Annotated in this window: 18 protein-coding genes; 9 read left to right on the top strand and 9 right to left on the bottom strand. The window is 55.4% G+C overall.

All coding sequences use genetic code 11. The features are described 5' to 3' along the window. Positions 1 to 100: 100 nt before the first annotated feature. From ACI48J_RS10730 to ACI48J_RS10715, 4 genes are read left to right on the top strand one after another with little or no spacing between them, the layout of a single operon-like run. Entirely contained in the window at positions 101 to 1723 is a 1623-nt protein-coding gene (locus tag ACI48J_RS10730) for a spore germination protein (RefSeq protein ID WP_405082720.1), read from the top strand. Beyond that, a complete protein-coding gene (locus ACI48J_RS10725) occupies positions 1724 to 2917 on the top strand; it encodes a Ger(x)C family spore germination protein (RefSeq protein WP_405082719.1) in 1194 nt (397 codons plus the stop codon). Next, complete coding sequence (locus tag ACI48J_RS10720; RefSeq protein WP_326053016.1) at positions 2914 to 3126, top strand: hypothetical protein; 213 nt, start codon at positions 2914 to 2916, stop codon at positions 3124 to 3126. The genes ACI48J_RS10725 and ACI48J_RS10720 overlap by 4 nt, the downstream gene beginning before the upstream one ends. A 20-nt stretch (positions 3127 to 3146) precedes the next feature. Next, a complete protein-coding gene (locus tag ACI48J_RS10715) occupies positions 3147 to 4256 on the top strand; it encodes a GerAB/ArcD/ProY family transporter (protein ID WP_405082718.1) in 1110 nt (369 codons plus the stop codon). Positions 4257 to 4366: 110 nt separating this feature from the next. Here the strand turns inward: ACI48J_RS10715 and ACI48J_RS10710 are convergent, their stop codons facing one another. The 5 genes from ACI48J_RS10710 to ACI48J_RS10690 form a co-directional block, all read right to left on the bottom strand. Further along, entirely contained in the window at positions 4367 to 5650 is a 1284-nt protein-coding gene (locus tag ACI48J_RS10710; protein ID WP_405082717.1) for an N-acetylmuramoyl-L-alanine amidase, read from the bottom strand. 207 nt (positions 5651 to 5857) lie between these two features. Beyond that, positions 5858 to 6454, bottom strand: a complete 597-nt coding sequence (locus ACI48J_RS10705) for a nitroreductase family protein (RefSeq protein WP_405082716.1) — start codon at positions 6452 to 6454, stop codon at positions 5858 to 5860. Positions 6455 to 6629: 175 nt separating this feature from the next. Further along, the gene (locus tag ACI48J_RS10700) at positions 6630 to 7886 is read right to left on the bottom strand and encodes a multidrug effflux MFS transporter (RefSeq protein ID WP_405082715.1); all 1257 of its coding nucleotides are present in this window, start codon (positions 7884 to 7886) and stop codon (positions 6630 to 6632) included. A gap of 264 nt (positions 7887 to 8150) precedes the next feature. Then, entirely contained in the window at positions 8151 to 9251 is a 1101-nt protein-coding gene (locus ACI48J_RS10695; RefSeq protein WP_405082714.1) for a lactonase family protein, read from the bottom strand. Positions 9252 to 9417: 166 nt separating this feature from the next. Further along, positions 9418 to 10278 carry a DUF421 domain-containing protein gene (locus ACI48J_RS10690; RefSeq protein ID WP_405082713.1) on the bottom strand — a complete coding sequence of 287 codons (861 nt, stop codon included), beginning with the start codon at positions 10276 to 10278 and terminating at the stop codon, positions 9418 to 9420. A 203-nt stretch (positions 10279 to 10481) separates the two neighbouring features. On the opposite strand from ACI48J_RS10690, the gene ACI48J_RS10685 reads away from it, so the two are divergent. Together ACI48J_RS10685 and cdaS are read left to right on the top strand one after the other, a co-directional pair. After that, positions 10482 to 10688, top strand: a complete 207-nt coding sequence (locus tag ACI48J_RS10685) for a DUF1657 domain-containing protein (RefSeq protein ID WP_326053010.1) — start codon at positions 10482 to 10484, stop codon at positions 10686 to 10688. Positions 10689 to 10860: 172 nt separating this feature from the next. After that, positions 10861 to 11478 carry a sporulation-specific diadenylate cyclase CdaS gene (gene cdaS / locus ACI48J_RS10680; protein WP_326053008.1) on the top strand — a complete coding sequence of 206 codons (618 nt, stop codon included), beginning with the start codon at positions 10861 to 10863 and terminating at the stop codon, positions 11476 to 11478. A 204-nt stretch (positions 11479 to 11682) separates the two neighbouring features. Here the strand turns inward: cdaS and ACI48J_RS10675 are convergent, their stop codons facing one another. Then, positions 11683 to 12099, bottom strand: coding sequence for a DoxX family protein (locus ACI48J_RS10675; protein WP_405082712.1), 417 nt, complete (start codon positions 12097 to 12099; stop codon positions 11683 to 11685). Between the two features lie 70 nt (positions 12100 to 12169). Continuing rightward, on the bottom strand, positions 12170 to 12937 hold the full coding sequence (locus tag ACI48J_RS10670) for a DODA-type extradiol aromatic ring-opening family dioxygenase (RefSeq protein ID WP_405082711.1): 768 nt from the start codon (positions 12935 to 12937) through the stop codon (positions 12170 to 12172). A gap of 147 nt (positions 12938 to 13084) precedes the next feature. Between ACI48J_RS10670 and ACI48J_RS10665 the strand changes: the two genes are divergently transcribed. Together ACI48J_RS10665 and ACI48J_RS10660 are read left to right on the top strand one after the other, a co-directional pair. Continuing rightward, positions 13085 to 13399 (top strand): winged helix-turn-helix transcriptional regulator, encoded by a 315-nt coding sequence (locus tag ACI48J_RS10665; protein ID WP_326053003.1) that lies wholly within the window; start codon positions 13085 to 13087, stop codon positions 13397 to 13399. A gap of 104 nt (positions 13400 to 13503) precedes the next feature. Further along, positions 13504 to 13929, top strand: coding sequence for an Rrf2 family transcriptional regulator (locus ACI48J_RS10660; protein ID WP_405082710.1), 426 nt, complete (start codon positions 13504 to 13506; stop codon positions 13927 to 13929). Positions 13930 to 14041: 112 nt separating this feature from the next. On the opposite strand, the gene ACI48J_RS10655 is transcribed toward ACI48J_RS10660, so the two are convergent. Together ACI48J_RS10655 and ACI48J_RS10650 are read right to left on the bottom strand one after the other, a co-directional pair. After that, entirely contained in the window at positions 14042 to 14335 is a 294-nt protein-coding gene (locus ACI48J_RS10655) for an AzlD domain-containing protein (RefSeq protein ID WP_405082709.1), read from the bottom strand. Beyond that, entirely contained in the window at positions 14322 to 14810 is a 489-nt protein-coding gene (locus ACI48J_RS10650) for a MarR family transcriptional regulator (protein WP_326053092.1), read from the bottom strand. Before ACI48J_RS10650 ends, ACI48J_RS10655 begins: the two co-directional genes overlap by 14 nt. A 210-nt stretch (positions 14811 to 15020) precedes the next feature. Between ACI48J_RS10650 and ACI48J_RS10645 the strand changes: the two genes are divergently transcribed. Then, positions 15021 to 16544, top strand: coding sequence for an MDR family MFS transporter (locus tag ACI48J_RS10645; protein ID WP_405082708.1), 1524 nt, complete (start codon positions 15021 to 15023; stop codon positions 16542 to 16544). The last annotated feature ends 20 nt before the right edge of the window (positions 16545 to 16564 follow it).

Here is a 16564-nt window from a genome sequence, read left to right as displayed (position 1 = left end):
TTATCCCTTCTAGTTCCTTCTCATTCCTTCGCATCCAGAATAAAGAAAACGCTTGAAGACAAACTAAGTAGACTTCACGAGTAAAGGCAGAGGATACGCCATGGCATTCTTTCTTCGCGGTTTTCCCAAACTTGCAAACCGTCCTCCCAAAAGGCAGCCGCGGCAGCAGCCGTCTCCGGATACTTCGGACTCCGGTTCCCCCGAAGCGGCCGGCGCCGCAGAAGAACCGGCCGGCGCTTCGCTGGCGGAAAGAACGGGCTGGCTGAAAACGCTGCTCGCCCATTGTTCCGATGTCGTTTATCACACCTTTACGGCCGGGAAAAATACGCCCTGCCTCCTGGTCTACATCGAAGGGTCCGTGGACCGGAATGATTTGCAGCAGAGCGTACTGAAAGTGATTCTAGACGACCGGTTCGTACAAGGAGAAGAAAATCTCGCCGGAAACCTCTTCGACCGCAAAATGCTTCCTGCCGACCGCCAGAAAACACTTCTGACGATGACGGATGCGCTTCAGGATATTTTGGAAGGCAGCGCTGTGCTTCTGCTCGATGGGGAGTCCCGCATGATGTCGTTCGGGCTGAGCTCTTACGTCAAAAGGCAAGTCGACGAACCGAACAGCGAAACCGTTATCCGTGGACCTCGGGAGGCGTTTGTCGAGAGTATTCAGGACAACTTGTCCATGCTCCGAAAACGGCTCCGGACGCACAGTTTCAAATGCGCGGAACAAATCATCGGCACGAAGACCCGCACACGGGTCATCACGGCCTACCTGGAGGACGTATGCAGCCCCGCGCTGGTCAAGGAAGTTGCCAGGCGGCTCGCCGATATCGAGATCGATTCGGTTATGGGCTCCAGCTACCTGGAGGAATTTATCGAAGACAACCCGTACTCTCCTTTTCCGCAGCTGCAGTATACGGAACGTCCCGATGTCGTCGCCGCCGCCCTTCTCGAAGGGAGAATCGCCATTATTGTGGAAGGAACGCCCATTGTCGTTATGGCGCCCACAACCTTGTTCATGATGATGCAGTCCGCCGAAGATTATTACCAGCGCTTCTGGGCGGGCTCGTGGATCCGCTGGATCCGGTACGTGTTCCTGTTCGTTTCTTTGCTGCTGCCCTCCTTTTATATCGCCGTTACGACGTTTCATCCGGAAACGATCCCGGAAAGAATGCTGATTACGATCGCTTCCTCCAGAGAGGTCGTCCCTTTCTCGGCGTTTGTCGAGGCGCTGATCATGGAAGTTTTCTTCGAAGCTCTGAGGGAAGCGGCCACGCGTATCCCGAAATCGGTCGGACAGGCCGTCTCCATCATCGGCGCGCTCATTATCGGAACGGCAGCCGTGCAGGCGGGCATCGCCTCGGCGGCGATGGTCATTATCGTCTCGCTGACGGGCATCGCCTCTTTTATTATCCCGCATTACGATCTCGGGCTCTCGTTCCGGCTGCTGCGCTTTCCCATCATGATCCTGGCGGGCGGATTCGGGCTGGTGGGCATTGCCTGCGCCATGATCCTGATCTATATCCATCTCACGGAGCTGAAGTCGTTCGGCATCCCCTACCTGTCTCCGGTCGTGCCGATGGTTCCGAAGGATATGAAAGACATTTTCGTGAGAGCGCCGTGGTGGACCATGATCACGCGGCCCAAGTTTACCTCCTCCCGCAATCTTGACAGGCAGAAGCCGAACGGCCGCAAGTGGGCGAATCCCGCCGAGGAAGGAGATTGAATGAGCATGCGAATGACGGCAAGATTAGCGGGGATCCTTCTCTCCCTTCTTCTCCTTCCGGGATGCTGGTCCTCGGTTGAGCTGAACGACCGGGCATTCGTGAGGATGGTGATGGTGGACAAAACCGATGACGGATACGAGCTTGTGCTGGGCATGCCGTTGGCGAACCGGTTGATTCCCGGTGAAGTGGGAGGTGCCTCCCAATCGGGGCGCGAGCCGTTTACGTACTTTTCCAAAATCGATTCGAACCTGAGCGACGCCTTCCGTAAAATCCAGAACGATCTCTCGCGGAAAATTACATTCGGACAGACTCGCGTCGTCATTATCGGAAATCGGTACGCCGAGGAAGGTATCGGATCGCTGCTGGATCTGATAGCCCGGGAACCGAGAATACACATCAATGCGAACTTATTCGTGACGCACGGCAGCGTCGATCAGGTTATCCAGCTCCCTGTGACCATGGAACGTTTCCCGTCCGATATTTTCTATGCCTACGGCAGACGCAAAATAGCGACGACCATCAATTTCAAAGATATCTTGAAAGCCCATTACATGGGCGGAGATTTTCTGGCTACCCGCCTTGTTTTCGGTAAAATGGGCATTTTGAACGAATCCAAAGAGGAATATTGGATGGGACCCGACGGAGCGGCTGTATTCAAAGGGGACAAGATGGTCGGTTCACTGCCGGGCAAAAAAGCCGCAGGAGCGCTGTGGATACAGGGCAAGCCCGAAACACGGGAGATTACGGTGCCTTCCCCGACGGACGGCAAAGTCGTCAGTCTGCTCGTCGAGCGGAATTCGACCCAAATCCGGCCCGAATTGACGGGAGGCACCCTCACGTACAACATTCATGTCAAAACGGACCTGGATATCGTCGCTTCTTACTCCGCCATTGATTTAAAAAATCACGACCAGCTCAAAAAAATGGAAAAAAGTGTAGAAGACAAAATCAGGGAGGATGTCGAGCGCTCGATCCAGCTGACTCAGCAGATGGGAACCGACGCGTTTCAGCTGAACCGCTATTTGGAATGGAAATACCCGAAGGAATGGAACCGGATGAGTAAAGAGTGGAATGAAATATTCAGCAAAAAAGTCAACATCAGATGCACGTCCGACGCGACCATCCGGCGGATCGGAGTAGTCAAGAAAACGTTTACCGGAGATCCCCAAAGGGAAAAGGAGGTTTCAAAATGATTGCGATTCTGCTGACGTACGCGATTGTCATGATCATCCAATGGAGATATCTGGTGCGCTGCGGCAAAAAGAAACGGACCTTTGCCTTTTCGTTGAGCGTTACGGGCGTACTCTGCGTCTGCATTCTGCTTCTGCATTATACGAGAAACGGCGAAACGCTAGTCATCTGGCTTGAAAACGTATTCGGTTCCATGCATGTGACGTCTTAAACCCGGTGAAGGAGGCTACTATGGACAAAATAACGCCTTTGCAGACTTATATGCTGTTCACCCAGTATCTTCTGTCTACGCTGGTCAGCTTTCTCGCGGCTCCTCTTATCCAGAATGCGGGATATTCGGTCTGGATGTCTGTTATTGCCGGCAGCCTCTTGGGAGGCATTCTCACCTACCTGGCTTACAAATTAAGCTGCCGCAGACCCGGACGCTATATGGCGGAGTATGGCCAGGAGATTATCGGACGGCCTCTGCATTATTTGTTGGTCCTGTTTATGACGTTCGTCTATATGTTTACGGCGGCGCTGGTGCTGAGGCAATTGACCGATTTTATCGTCGAAATTTACCTTCCGGGCACTCCCCTCTGGGCCGTGGCCGGCCTGCTCGGCCTATGCACGACGAGGCTTGTCCACTCGGGTGTAACGAACATTTTCCGTTCAACCCAAGGTGTTTTTTTCGTGACACTGGCTCTGATTGTGCTTATCGCCGTTGCTTCCTGCCAGGATATCGCCCCTTATTCGGTCGTTTCCCTGGTTACCAACTTTGACGGACGCGGCATTCTTAGCGCAACGGCTATGATTACGGGACTTTTCGGAGAAATGACGTTTATCGCGCTGATTTTCCCCAAGTTTAAGGAAACAGGCCGGACAATGAAGGCGCTGGTATGGGCTATCGTCACCGCCGGAGTTCTGACGCTGGGGAATCTGATCCCGATGGTGCTCCTTTTCGGACCTTCCCTGGCAGCCAATCTGACCTACGCCAATTTGGAAATGACGCGGTACATTCAGCTAGGAAATTTTATCCAGAACTTGGACCCGATCCTCATCCTCATGTGGTTGTTTATGCTGCTCGTCAAAATCAGCCTCTTCCTGTATGTCTCGGTCATCACCGTCACCCAGACCCTGAAAATGAAAGATACCCGGCCGCTCACCCTGCCGTTCGGCGTTACAGTCATTTTCCTCTGCCTCTGGATGGTGAAGTCCTCCGAGACGCTGGACCGGTTTGCCGGCGCGACCGAGGTGCCCATGATCCTGCTGGCGGAGCTGGTTCCCGTCGTATATTTGCTGGTCGACGCCCTTCGTTCCCGCTTCAAAAAGCGGCAGCCCGTCCCGGAACCTTCCACTTAATTGCCGGAGATGGCGCCGGCCGGAAAGACTGCTTTACTGCTTCCGTACAATAAAAAAAGGCCATGCCCGTTCACCGGACCGGCCCGTTCGCCGCCTTTATTTACACTGCGTCAATCCGTTCCGTCTCCGCTGAGAAGATCGTACAAACGCTTCAGAATAACGGCCTCCGCCCACAGAGGAAGCGGCTCGTCAAGTTTGTCTTTCCACGCCGGATCGGTCAGAAGTCCTTTCTCGTAAAGCCAATCCACGCCTTCCGTTTTCCAAGCCGGCACTTCCGGCTGAATTCCCGGGTTCAGTCCCATCGCTTTGGCCACCCCGTCTCCTATGGCATTCGCCAGATTTTGAAGCACGCCGGAATTTCCGAGCAGACTGCCGTCGGTAGCGTTATCAATGAACAGATTTTCAAGCAGCACCGCGGGCATATCGGTCTCCCGCAATACCGCGAAATCCGCTTCCTTCTTGCCCCGGTCCGCGGCTCCCAGCGAGCTCAAATACTTCACAATCGTATCGTGAACAATCGTGCGCTTCTGTCCCGTCACTTCGCCGGAAGTGCCCGGATAAACATACGATTCGAATCCTTCCCCTCCGCCGGCGTTGATATGGATGGAAACGAAATAAGCCGCTCCCCAGCCGTTTGCCAGGTTTGCGCGATCGGACAGGGCGACGAAAACGTCGGTGCTCCGGGTCAGTTTGACATTAGCCGCATACTCGTTAACGAGCCTCTCCCGGACCTGGAGCGCCAGCGTAAGCGTCAAGTTCTTCTCCAGCAGACCGCTGCCCGTAGCGCCGGAATCCGTGCCGCCGTGACCGGCGTCGATCACGATAAGTGGTTTAACGGTCGGCACCGGCACCTGAGCCGACGAGGTCATGTCGTCGTACAGCTTCAGTATGGAGTGCCCGTAGGTTTCCCCCGCTTCCAGGGCGGCCTGCAGGCTGGCGTATTTGTTCCGGTCATAGCCGGGAACGGCCCAGCGGCCCGCAAGATCCTCCCAGTTCGGCGCGATGCCGCGCGTGACGAGCGTGAACCGGGGATCGACGACCGCTTCCCCTGCCGGAAGCGGATCTTTGGACGCATAGGCGAAAAGATGCTGAATCTGCGCCGTTACCCCGTCCTTGATCGTCGGAAAGCTGTTGCCGGGAACTCCCCCGGTCGCTCCGATACCGGCAAAGTTGTTCTGTTCGGGTTTGACGTCTCCCCCGAACCTGAACCAGTTCGTTTCATGAATGGACTGGGCGACGGCTGCATCGCCGCGGACGCCGTATTTGGCTCCCACGGTTAGAAATTGCCTGGCTATTTCCGGGTTGAAGGACGGATTGACCTTGCGAATGAATGCTGTGATAACATCAAGCGAAGCCACTGAAGTGCCCATGATCGGATGCTGGGATACAGCCATTCTCCTCACCTCTTCAACATCATGTAGGATATGACAGAATATGCCGGTTATTCCCGGCGGTAAGTGTGTATGTCCCATCTGCCTCCAATATAGCTCAAATGCCTTGTACACGCGAGATAAATCCGCAAAGAAGTCAACAGAACCCGGCAGGCAGACAAAAAAGACCTTCTCCCGGAAGAGAAGGTCTTTAAAGCGGAGCCGAAAAGCTTATTTAAACACTTTCACGCGGTCTTCAAGCGGCTGGAACTGTTTGTCGCCGGCTTCTGCGGCAGGCTTGCCGAAAGGCATTTGAGCCACGAGTTTCCAAGTCGCAGGCACGTTCCATTCGGTGCGAACCGCTTCGTCGACGAGCGGATTGTAGTGCTGCAGAGTAGCTCCGAAACCTTCGGCTTCCAGACTCGTCCATACGACGAATTGAAGCATGCCGGAAGAATGGTGGGACCAGATCGGGAAATTGTCGGCATAGGCCGCGAATTGCTGCTGCAGCCCTTCCACGACTGCTTGATCTTCGAAGAACAGCACCGTTCCGTAGCCGTTTTTGAAGAGAGTCATTTTCTGGGCGGTCGCTTCGAACTTCTCGCCGTCACCGACGATGCCGCGCAGAATCTCCGTTGTAAGATCCCAGAACTTGTCGTGCTGTTCGTTCAGCAGAACGACCACTCGCGCGCTTTGGGAGTTAAAAGAAGAAGGCGTATGTTTAACAGCTTCGTTTACCAGTTCTACAATTTTTTCGTCCGAGACGACGGCGTCTTTGCTGATCGCATAGATCGAGCGTCTGTTTTTTACAGCAGTATTGAAATCCATGATTTCTTAGCCACCTCTTTTTTGTAAGTTACCTACTTTTATAGTGTAACCTATTCCGAATAAAAAAGCATCTTTTTTTTACGGATAGCGAACAGGTTTGATTTGAGCACAAAAAAAGGCTGAACCTCCCGCTTCAACTGTTTGAAGCAAGGAGTATTCAACCGTCTGTAAATCGTCAGTGCATGTCCGCCGCCGATCCGGCCGTCTGTCCGGCACGTGCGGTATGCCGCTTGACCATGAAATAATAACAAAGGATAGCGCCAACGTCCGCAGCCGCGATAACGATTCCCATCGGAACGGCCGTGCCGCTCCCCGCGATCCCCACCAGCGGGGCGACAAGCCCGCCGAAAATAAACGACAGCAGGCCGAGCAGAGCCGAAGCGCTGCCTGCGGAATGCCGGTAATTTTGCATCGCCAAGGAAAATCCCGCCGTGTTCACGATCCCGACGCTCGACACCACAAAGAACAGCGGGATCAAGATGGCCGCAAGTCCGGCTCCGGCAAGAATCATCGCAAGGAGTGTGACGCCTCCGAGACCGGCAATGATCAGGCCGCTGATCAGCAGCTTCGTCTCGCTCACCCTTCCGGCCAGGCGTCCGGCGATCTGACCCGCCAGAATAATGCCCAAGCCGTTGATGGCAAAGAACAGGCTGAACATCTGGGGCGAAGCACCGAATATATTCTGGATCACGAACGGCGATCCCGAAATATAAGCGAACATGGCCGCGGCCACCAGGCCCTGCGACAGCGCGTAGCCCATGAAAATCCGGTCGCGCAGCAGCGTTTTGAACGTGGCGACCGTCTGCTTGACGCCGCCCTTCGTCCGCCTGTCCGGGGGCAGCGTTTCGGGAAGCCCCTTCCAGGACGCCAGCAGCATGACCACGCCGATCAGAGCCAGCACGATAAACACGCCCTGCCAGGAGGTGAACTGGAGCAGCTGCCCGCCCGCAATGGGCGCAAGGATCGGCGCCACTCCGTTAATGAGCATGAGGAGCGAGAAGAACCGCGTCAATTCGGGTCCGCTGTACATATCCCGCACAACCGCTCGTGACAGCACGATGCCCGCGGATCCGGCCATCCCCTGTATGAAGCGGAGCACGATAAGCCCCCAGATTGAGGGGACGACAGCGCACAGCAAGGATGCGGCCGTATAGAGGGCGAGCCCGATCATAATCGGCCCCCGGCGGCCTTTGATATCGCTGATGGAGCCTGCAAACACCTGCCCGATGGCAAGGCCCAGCAGACAGGAGGTCAGGCTCAGCTGAGCCAGTGAAGCCGTCGTATGCAGATCGTCCGCCAGCCTGGGAAGCGCCGGCAGATACATATCCAGCGACAGCGGTCCGAAAGCCGACAGAGAACCGAGAATGACGGCAAGCGTAAATTTCCGCGAACGGCCTGCCCCTTCCGCTGCGGCGAGACTGTGGTTACTCATCCGATTCAACCCTATCTTGTGAAATTTTGATTGCTTTGTCCGATTCCTACTATAAACGAAAGCTCCCGTAAAAAGAACAACGTTTACTGTAACTTATAAAGTTACAAGATGTCAACACCCTTCCGGGAATGCCGCAAAAAAAGCGGAACGTCCGCATGCAGACGTTCCGCTTTTCTTTTCCTTCCCGTTACCGCGGCCCGCCGCGCCGATCCCTTCGGCGTAAACACGCCGGAAGGAGCATGCACTCCCGCCGCGCCCCGCCTCTTACAGATAAGCCGGCCGCACGCAGACCGGCTTCGACACCGCGGCCGACTGCCCGGTATACTGCAGCCGGCCGCTGGAGCGGTCCACTCGGAACGTCGCGAGGTTGTTCGTGTCGCGGTTTGCCGCGATCAGGAACGATCCGCCCGGCGTCAAGGCAAAGTTGCGCGGATGCTCGCCTTCCGCGGACACATGCTCCACAAGCGTGAGCTTCCCGCTTGCCTGATCCACCGCGTACACGACGATGCTGTCGTGGCCGCGGTTGGAGCCGTACACATATGCGCCGTCTTCCGACACCAGGATCTCGGCGCAGCTGTTCTCGCCCGTGAACCCTTCGGGCAGCGTCGTCACCGTTTCGATCGGCTCCAGAACACCCGTCTCTTCGTCGTAGCGGAGAGACGTCACCGTGGAGCCCATTTCGTTGATGACGAACGCCAGCTTGCCGCCGGGATGGAACGCCATATGGCGCGGGCCCGCTCCCGGAGGAACGGCGGTTTCGCCATGCGGCTTCAGCACGTTGTTCTCCGTATCCAGGACGTAGGATACGATGCGGTCCAGCCCCAGATCCGGTACGAACACGAACCGGTTGTCCCGGCTGAAGAACGCCGAGTGCGGATGAGGCTGCTCCTGCCGCTCGGGATTCGGCCCATGGCCTTCGTGCTGCTTCACGTCAAGCAGTCTGCCGATCGTGCCATCCTCTCGCACCTCGACAAGCCCGACAAGGCCGCCGTGATAGCTCGCCACGACGAGGTGGCGTCCGCTCGCATCCCTCTGGATATGGCAGGTCGGCGCGTTTACGGTGACGGCATGGTTCATCTCGGTCAAGCTCCCCTGCCCGGGATCAACGATATACGCGTAAGCGGACCCGGTCCGCGCGCCTTCGCTTGTCGTTCCCTCGGAAATGGCGTAAAGCTTGCGTCCCTGGACATCCAGGTTCAGAAACGTGGGGTTTTTAAGGCCGGACACCTCATCCAGCTTCGTAAGCGCACCCGTTTCTTCATTTAATTCCATCACATACACACCCGGGCCTTCCGGTTCCGCATAAGAACCGACAAAGACCAGCAAACGTTCTCCTTGACCGGACACTACACATTCCTCCTCCATATAAATGCGTGAAACAACCGTTATGTAAGTGCTGCGTTTTCCTCCTCTAAATGTACACGCTTCCTGCCGTAAAAATCAAACTTGTTCCCCAAAATAAAAAACACCCGTGCAGGGAAGCTCAACCCCCGCGGGTGCCCGGACACTTCTCGCCTTCGTTCCTCCCCTGCTAGCGGGACAAAAGCGGCTTGATTTCGGAAATCATCTCCTCCATGGACCTGGAGCATTCCTCAAACATCCGTTTGGCTTCCGGATCGTTCGTGGAAAGACCGAACATCTCAATGTCGGCCTCGCATTTCTTGAGCAGGGCGAGCAAGGCCGCTTTCTTCTGAGGCTGGGGTACCTGAAGCTTGTCGTCGAACAAATCGACGTAAAGCTCCCCGTAGGAGTCCACCTGACCCAGAAAAACGTTGTCGATGGTCGCGTCCATCGTTTCCAGCTGCGTCTGGAGCCAGCCCCGGTTGAGACCGATGGCGGCCAAAGGCTCGTCGAGCGCCTTGCCGTCCATGATCACGGCCTGCGGCTCTTCCGCCGGGCCGACTTTAATGCCGAGGTGCTTCGGGGTCAGAGGCTGGTTTTCCTTTTTCAGAAGCACGTTGATTTCCCCGCTCGCTTCCATCACCGCAAATTCGACGTCGGCCGCCTGGAACACGTTTTTCCTGCGCAGGCTTTGCAGCAGATCGTCCGTAGTCAGCCGTTCCTTCTTCAGGTTTTCTTCCATAATCTTTCCTTTTTTGATGAGAATCGTTTCCCGGTTATCGATGAAATCCCGGGCCGCTTTGCTTTTCATCTGGAGAAATCCGATTCCGACGGCGGCCAGAATCCACACGAGCAGAGCTATAATTCCCAAATACCAATCGTCGGTGCGGCTCAGCGTTATATAGACGGCCAGGACGGCTACGGCGACCCCCGTTGTCACTTCAAAGAACGACAACCGGCTGTTCTGCCTTTTCCCGAGCAGCTTGGCTGCGGCCAGTACGATCACGATGACCATCAAGGTCCGTAAAACAACCACGATCCAATCCGGCATGACCCGGTCCCTCCTTCTGTCGTGTCTCCTTAAATTTATCTTTCCGGTTCCTAAAAAAGTTGTCCTTTTCCGGGCCGTTTTATTCTTCCGCCGGGCTATTTCGGCCGACCGCTTTCCAGACCCGCGCGTGAATGAAACCGGGGCTGTCCGGTTAGATTACTTTTTGTCCATCAAAGGATTTTACGGAAAAGGAGGTGTATACGATGACAGTCGGCTCCCAAGTAAAAACTTGTCTGGCTTCCCTGAAAAGCGCGCAAGCGAGCCTGGAAGGGTTTGCTCTGAGCACACAAAACCAGGAAGCGAAATCGCTGTTCGAAAATGCCGCCAAAACCACCCAGGAAGTCGTCACCCAGGTACAAGGCCGCGTTGAGCAGCTCGAAAACGAAGAACCGCAATATCAAGGCTTCTGACCGTGATCACAAAAGCTTTGCCGGCTCGGGCCGGCAGAGCTTTTTTTGCGTCATTCCGTTTACGGGAACGCGGGGCGGGTGGCAGGACTTAGCTGCGGAGCTGCCGTGTATTATTGCGCAAGTCTGCAAACAATGAAACCAACTATCGTTGTGCGAAAAGGATGTGTACCCTTTGGCGATCCCTTATGCCGATTGCGATTTTTCACCGATGAAACAGAATTTGAAAGACGATCTGGAGAAGCTGATTCTCCGTCTTCATCGCAGCATTCAAACTTTGGACGAAGAAAATCACTGCATGCTGAGCGAAATCGAAGGCATCAAAGAAAATTTCCTGAGCATCGAGTCCCGGGCGTCCACCTTTTACTTGAACTGCTACCTCTCCCCTTTTACCGATAAATATACGGAACTGTCCGTCAGTGTACAAAACTTGTCCAAGCGGCGTCACGGCGCTTTGATCGTCGTTCAGCGCAACGACTCGCTCGACGGGCTGATCCAGCCGGGAGTCGCCATCGGGGCGTCGGTTACGCAGTCTCTGCTGGAATCGCTGTTTTATCCCGGAACGCCGCTTCACGACGGGGCCGTCCTGATCAAGTTCAACGAGATCGTCTCCGCCAAAAACATCCTTCCCCTCTCCCATATCGTCCAGGCCGAGCCTAAACTCGGCACGCGGCACCGGGCGGCTATCGGCATCACGGAGCTGAGCGACGCCATTGTCCTCGTCGTTTCGGAAGAAACGGGGCGCGTCTCTTTTGCTTCCAAGGGATACTTGTACCCAATCGTTCCCCGGTAAGGACTGCTTCCGCACGCCAAAAAAACCCGGCATCGCCAGGATGCCGGGTGGATTCGGATTCGGATCGGGCTTGGAAAGCCCGTTATAGTCTGGACCGGTCCAATGGCCAGGACTCGCTCTTGCAGCCAGGGGCCGGCCCGGTTCGAGCTGCGGCCCAGGCCCGGGCCCAGTTCCTCGGCGGGACCGGTTCGCCCCCGCGCAGCATCAGCTCTCCGTCTGCCGGGAGCCCGGAAACAGACTGTCTACCGCCAAATAGCGGCTGCCGGTCAATACGAGCAGCACGGAGAGAGCCAGAAGCGCCAGATCCAGCTCGAAGCCGGCGGATTGGCCGTTGCCGGTAAACCCGGCGGAAAACTTGACGCTGAACATCGCTCCGACCATTAGCACGCCGAACAGCGCGGCAGCGATCCGGGTTCCGAGGCCTAGAATGATTGCGGCACCCCCAACGGTTTCGATAATAGCCGTTACATACGCCAGAATGCCGGGAAGCCCGATGCTCTCAAACCAGCCGGCGATGTTCCCCAGCCCGCTTTGAAATTTGTCCAGCCCATGGACCAGAAACGTTACCCCTAATACCAGTCTGACGATCAGCAGACCGATTTCTGTTTTTCCGTTCATCATTAACATCCTCCCATTAATGGTTTTAATTGGTTTTCGGTTTATTCATATGGACTCCGCCCGGAAAACAGAATCAAAACTGCAAGCACAAGTAACTCAACGTTCCGAATTCGTAACCGCGGTAAATCACCCTTGGCGTCCGTTCTTCGCTTGCGCTTCCGAGAGCTAGGAAGAACGGGACGAAATGCTCCGCTCTAGGCACGGCCATACGGCTGTGGGGAGCCAGCGTTTCATAGCGGAACAGGGTGTCCGTATCCCGCTCCAGCGTGTGCCGGATAAGCCAGTCGTCGAATTCGACGGCCCACGGTTCCGGTTCCTCCTGTCCCCAGTTAACCATCCGCAGATTGTGGACCGTTACTCCGCTGCCGATGACCAGGATATCTTCTTCCCCCAGCCCGCGCAAAGTTTCGCCGATAGCGGTCTGCTTATCCGGCGGAAGATAGGGATTGACGGAAAGCTGGATCACGGGAATGTCCGCTTCGGGAAACATTTTATAGAGCAGCGTCCACGAACCGTGGTCGAGTCCCCTTCTGGAATCGGCAGCGACTTCGATCCCCCGTTCCCGGAAAAGCCCTTCCAGCCGCGATGCCAGCTTGACGGACCCTTTCGCCGGATAGGCAATCCTGTAGAGCTCGTCCGGAAAACCGTAAAAATCGTAAATCGTCTCGTACTTCTCGTCGGTCGAAGTCAAGGTTAGAATCTCGCTCTCCCAGTGAGCCGTAAAAATAACGATCGCTTTCGGTTTCCACTGCTGTCCCAGTTCTCGTAAAAAAGTCGTATATTCCGTATCTTGGATAGCCAGCGCAGGTGAACCGTGGGCTAAAAACAACGAAGGAATCATGTGCGAGTCTCCTTTAAAGTTTATTAAGTTACTTTTCGTAACCTAGTGTATGATTGTAACTTTATAATGTCAAGCAATTTATTTATTTGCTGTTACTATATTTTTATTAGCTAAATGAGCGTATACTGGAGGAAGGAGGGATGCCTGATGAAAGAATCTAACTTATGTCCCCGCTTTGAAAAAGGAATGCAGCTCATCAGCAAACGCTGGGCCGGTCTTATCGTGTATCAGCTTTTATCGGGACCGCAGCGTTTTTGTACGATAGAATCGAATCTGCCTTTAAGCGGGAAAATCTTGTCCGAACGATTGAAAGAGCTTGAGCAGGAAGGCGTTGTCCGGCGGAATGTGTATCCCGAGACGCCGGTAAGAATCGAGTACTCGCTCACGGAGAAAGGACTTGCCCTGGAGCCGATAATCCGCGGAGTGGAACAATGGTCTTCCGCCTGGCTTCAGCCCGAATGACTCACGAGGATTGACAGCGGGAAAGCGCGTACCTATACTATTTAGATGTTCACACATGCGCGTAAATGATTATCGTCCGCATCTGTTTGACGGAGGTGAGACCCATGACCATCAGCAGCCGCTTTGCCGTAGCCGTTCACATTTTATCGCTGCTGGAGCTGAATAAAGAAGGACGCAACACGTCCGAATATATAGCCGGAAGCGTCAATACGAATCCGGTCGTTATCCGCCGGATTACCGGCATGCTGAATAAAGCGGGCTTGACCCGGACGAGCCCCGGAGTCGCCGGAGCCGCTCTGGGCCGGACTCCTGCCGAAATCACTCTGCTCGATATTTACCGGGCGGTTCAGGCGGACATGCAGGACGAGCTGTTCGCGATGCACGAGAATACGAATCCGGACTGCCCGGTCGGCAAGAACATCCAGAGCACGCTTGAAACCCGGTTCAACCGGGCTCAGCTCGCTATGGAGCAGGAGCTTGCCGGCGTTACCCTGGCCGATATCGTAGCGGACCTTGCCCCCTGCGAATAGCCCGCCCGCGGACCGTTCGGGCGGGCTTCTCCCCCTGCGTATTCGCGAAAGCGGATTCAGCAAACAAAAAAAGACATCCGGACCAGCCAATTAGGCGGAACTTGATGTCTTTTTAGCGTGCCTTAGAAAAAAATCGGTATGCGGCCAGCGACAGCATCCCCGCGATCACGGTTCCGAACAGGCTGCGCGTATAAACCGCAACGGCCGGAGCGGACAGGGCACCCGGCCGCTTGTGCGCATGATCCGCCGCGGACAGCCGGCCGTCTGTCAAGAAAAGCTCCCGGGCCGGCAGCGCAGCCATAACCGCGGCCGGCACGTGCCGCAGCCATCGGTCTTCGACGCCCGGGAAAAAGCTGCCGCCGTCCGAAAGCTTCTCCGCTTCCGATACCGGCCTATTCGTATTCATGTTTCTCGGACCGGGCGTTCTTACAGCGCCGGTCGTCCGGCTTCGGTCCGCTCACGCCGCTATTCGCCTGTTCGAATACGCCGACCATTCGCGAGAGGAACGTATTGATGAGATCCAGCTGCTCCGGCGTATAAGCCTCGCAAACTTCCCGGGTCATATTTCCCAGCGGCTTATAAAGCGCCCCGATAGCCTTTTGATTCTCCTTGACCGGAACGATGATGACGCGGCGGCCGTCGTGAGGGTCCTTTTCCCTGCGCACGAATCCCGCTTGCTCCAGCCGGTCGATCAGAGCCGTGACGGTTCCCGTAGTCAACCCGGTCAGCTTGGCAAGCTCACCGGCCGTAACCGGACCTTTTTCGTTCAAGATGTCCGCCGTTTTCAAATCGGTATGTATGACCCCTAGGGAATGTGCCGCATTTTGCTGAAAAAGAACGATTCGCGTAGACATTTTACGCATATGACCGATCAGCTCCATCACTTTCTTTTCAGATTCGGGCGAAACGCTTGACAAGTAAAATTCCTCCTCATAAACTAGAAATTATCTTGACAATCAAGATAATAGGGTTGACGGGATTGTTTATTTATTTTAACGAATAAACCTTTTTTTGCAAAGGAGATGACTTCCAGAGCCGGAGAAGGACCGCTAAAACTTGAAACCGCAACTTATTCAGAGGAGGATTTTCCCTTGATTCAGAAAGACAACAATCTTAACCGGGTCGTAGCCGGGCTGCTGCTGGCTATCCTGATGTCGGCCATGGACAACACGATTGTCGCTACCGCCATGGGCACCATCGTTTCCGATTTGGGCGGCTTCGACAAATTCGTCTGGGTCACGTCCGCTTACATGGTGACGACGATGGCCGGAATGCCGATCTTCGGCAAGCTGTCCGACATGTACGGCCGCAAACGCTTTTTTATCTTCGGCCTGATCGTCTTCCTGCTGGGCTCCGCCCTGTGCGGGATTGCCCAGAGCATCGTCCAGCTCAGCATCTACCGGGCGATCCAGGGAATCGGAGGCGGCGCGCTGCTGCCGATCGCCTTCACGATCGTCTTCGATATTTTCCCGCCCGAGAAGCGGGGTAAAATGACCGGCCTGCTGGGTGCGGTGTTTGGCTCGGCGAGTGTGCTAGGTCCCCTGCTCGGGGCTTATATCACGGAATACATAAGCTGGCACTGGGTGTTCTACGTCAACCTGCCGATCGGTCTGGTATCGCTGTACCTTATTATGCGCGCTTACAAAGAATCTCCGCAGCATGTCGAGCAGCGGATCGACTGGTGGGGTGCCACTACGCTCGTCGTCGCGGTCGTCAGCCTCATGTTCGCCCTGGAGCTCGGCGGCAAGAAATACGCCTGGGACTCCGTTCCCATCGTAAGCCTGTTTGCAAGCTTTGCCGTATTCTTCATTCTGTTCTTCATCATCGAACGGAAAGCGAAAGACCCGATCATCTCGTTCTGGCTGTTCAAACGCCGCCTGTTCGCGACCTCCCAGCTTCTGGCGCTGCTTTACGGGGCTACCTTCATTATTTTGACGGTGTATATCCCCATTTACGTGCAGGCCGTCTTCGGCGGTTCCGCAACGAACGCGGGCCTTATCCTGACGCCGATGATGCTGGGCAGCGTGGCGGGAAGCGCGATAGGGGGAATTTTCCAGACGAAAACGAGCTTCCGGAATCTGATGATTATTTCCGTCTTCTCGTTCCTCGCCGGCATGTACCTGCTCGGGGGACTGACGCCCGAGACGAGCAGAGCTCTCCTGACCGTGTTTATGATCATTGCCGGTTTCGGTGTCGGTTTCTCCTTCTCCCTGCTGCCTACCGCTTCCACCTTCAACCTGGAACCGCGGTACCGCGGCACGGCGACCTCCACGAACTCGTTTCTGAGATCGTTCGGGATGACGATCGGCATTACGATTTTCGGAAGCATTCAAGCGAACGTCTTCACCGACAAAATCAAAACCGCCTTCCAGGGAATGAACGGCGGCGGGATGGCCGGAATCGATATGAGCAATCCGCAGCAGATTTTCCAGGCGGACAAACGCGCCTTGATTCCGCCGGATATTTTAAACAAAATTATTCACGCCCTGTCCGAGTCGATCGCCTTTACTTTCATGGTCGCCCTCATTCCGATCGTTCTGGCCGTGATCATTGTGTTCCTTATGGGGAACGCCCGGGTCGTACCCGCCAAAGAAAAAACCGGCCAGCCTTCCTGACCGGGTAAATATGCGAAGAT

The organism is Paenibacillus chitinolyticus (assembly GCF_045038035.1).
Lineage (GTDB): Bacteria > Bacillota > Bacilli > Paenibacillales > NBRC-103111 > Paenibacillus_F > Paenibacillus_F chitinolyticus_A.
This window is presented reverse-complemented; position numbering and strand designations above follow the sequence as displayed.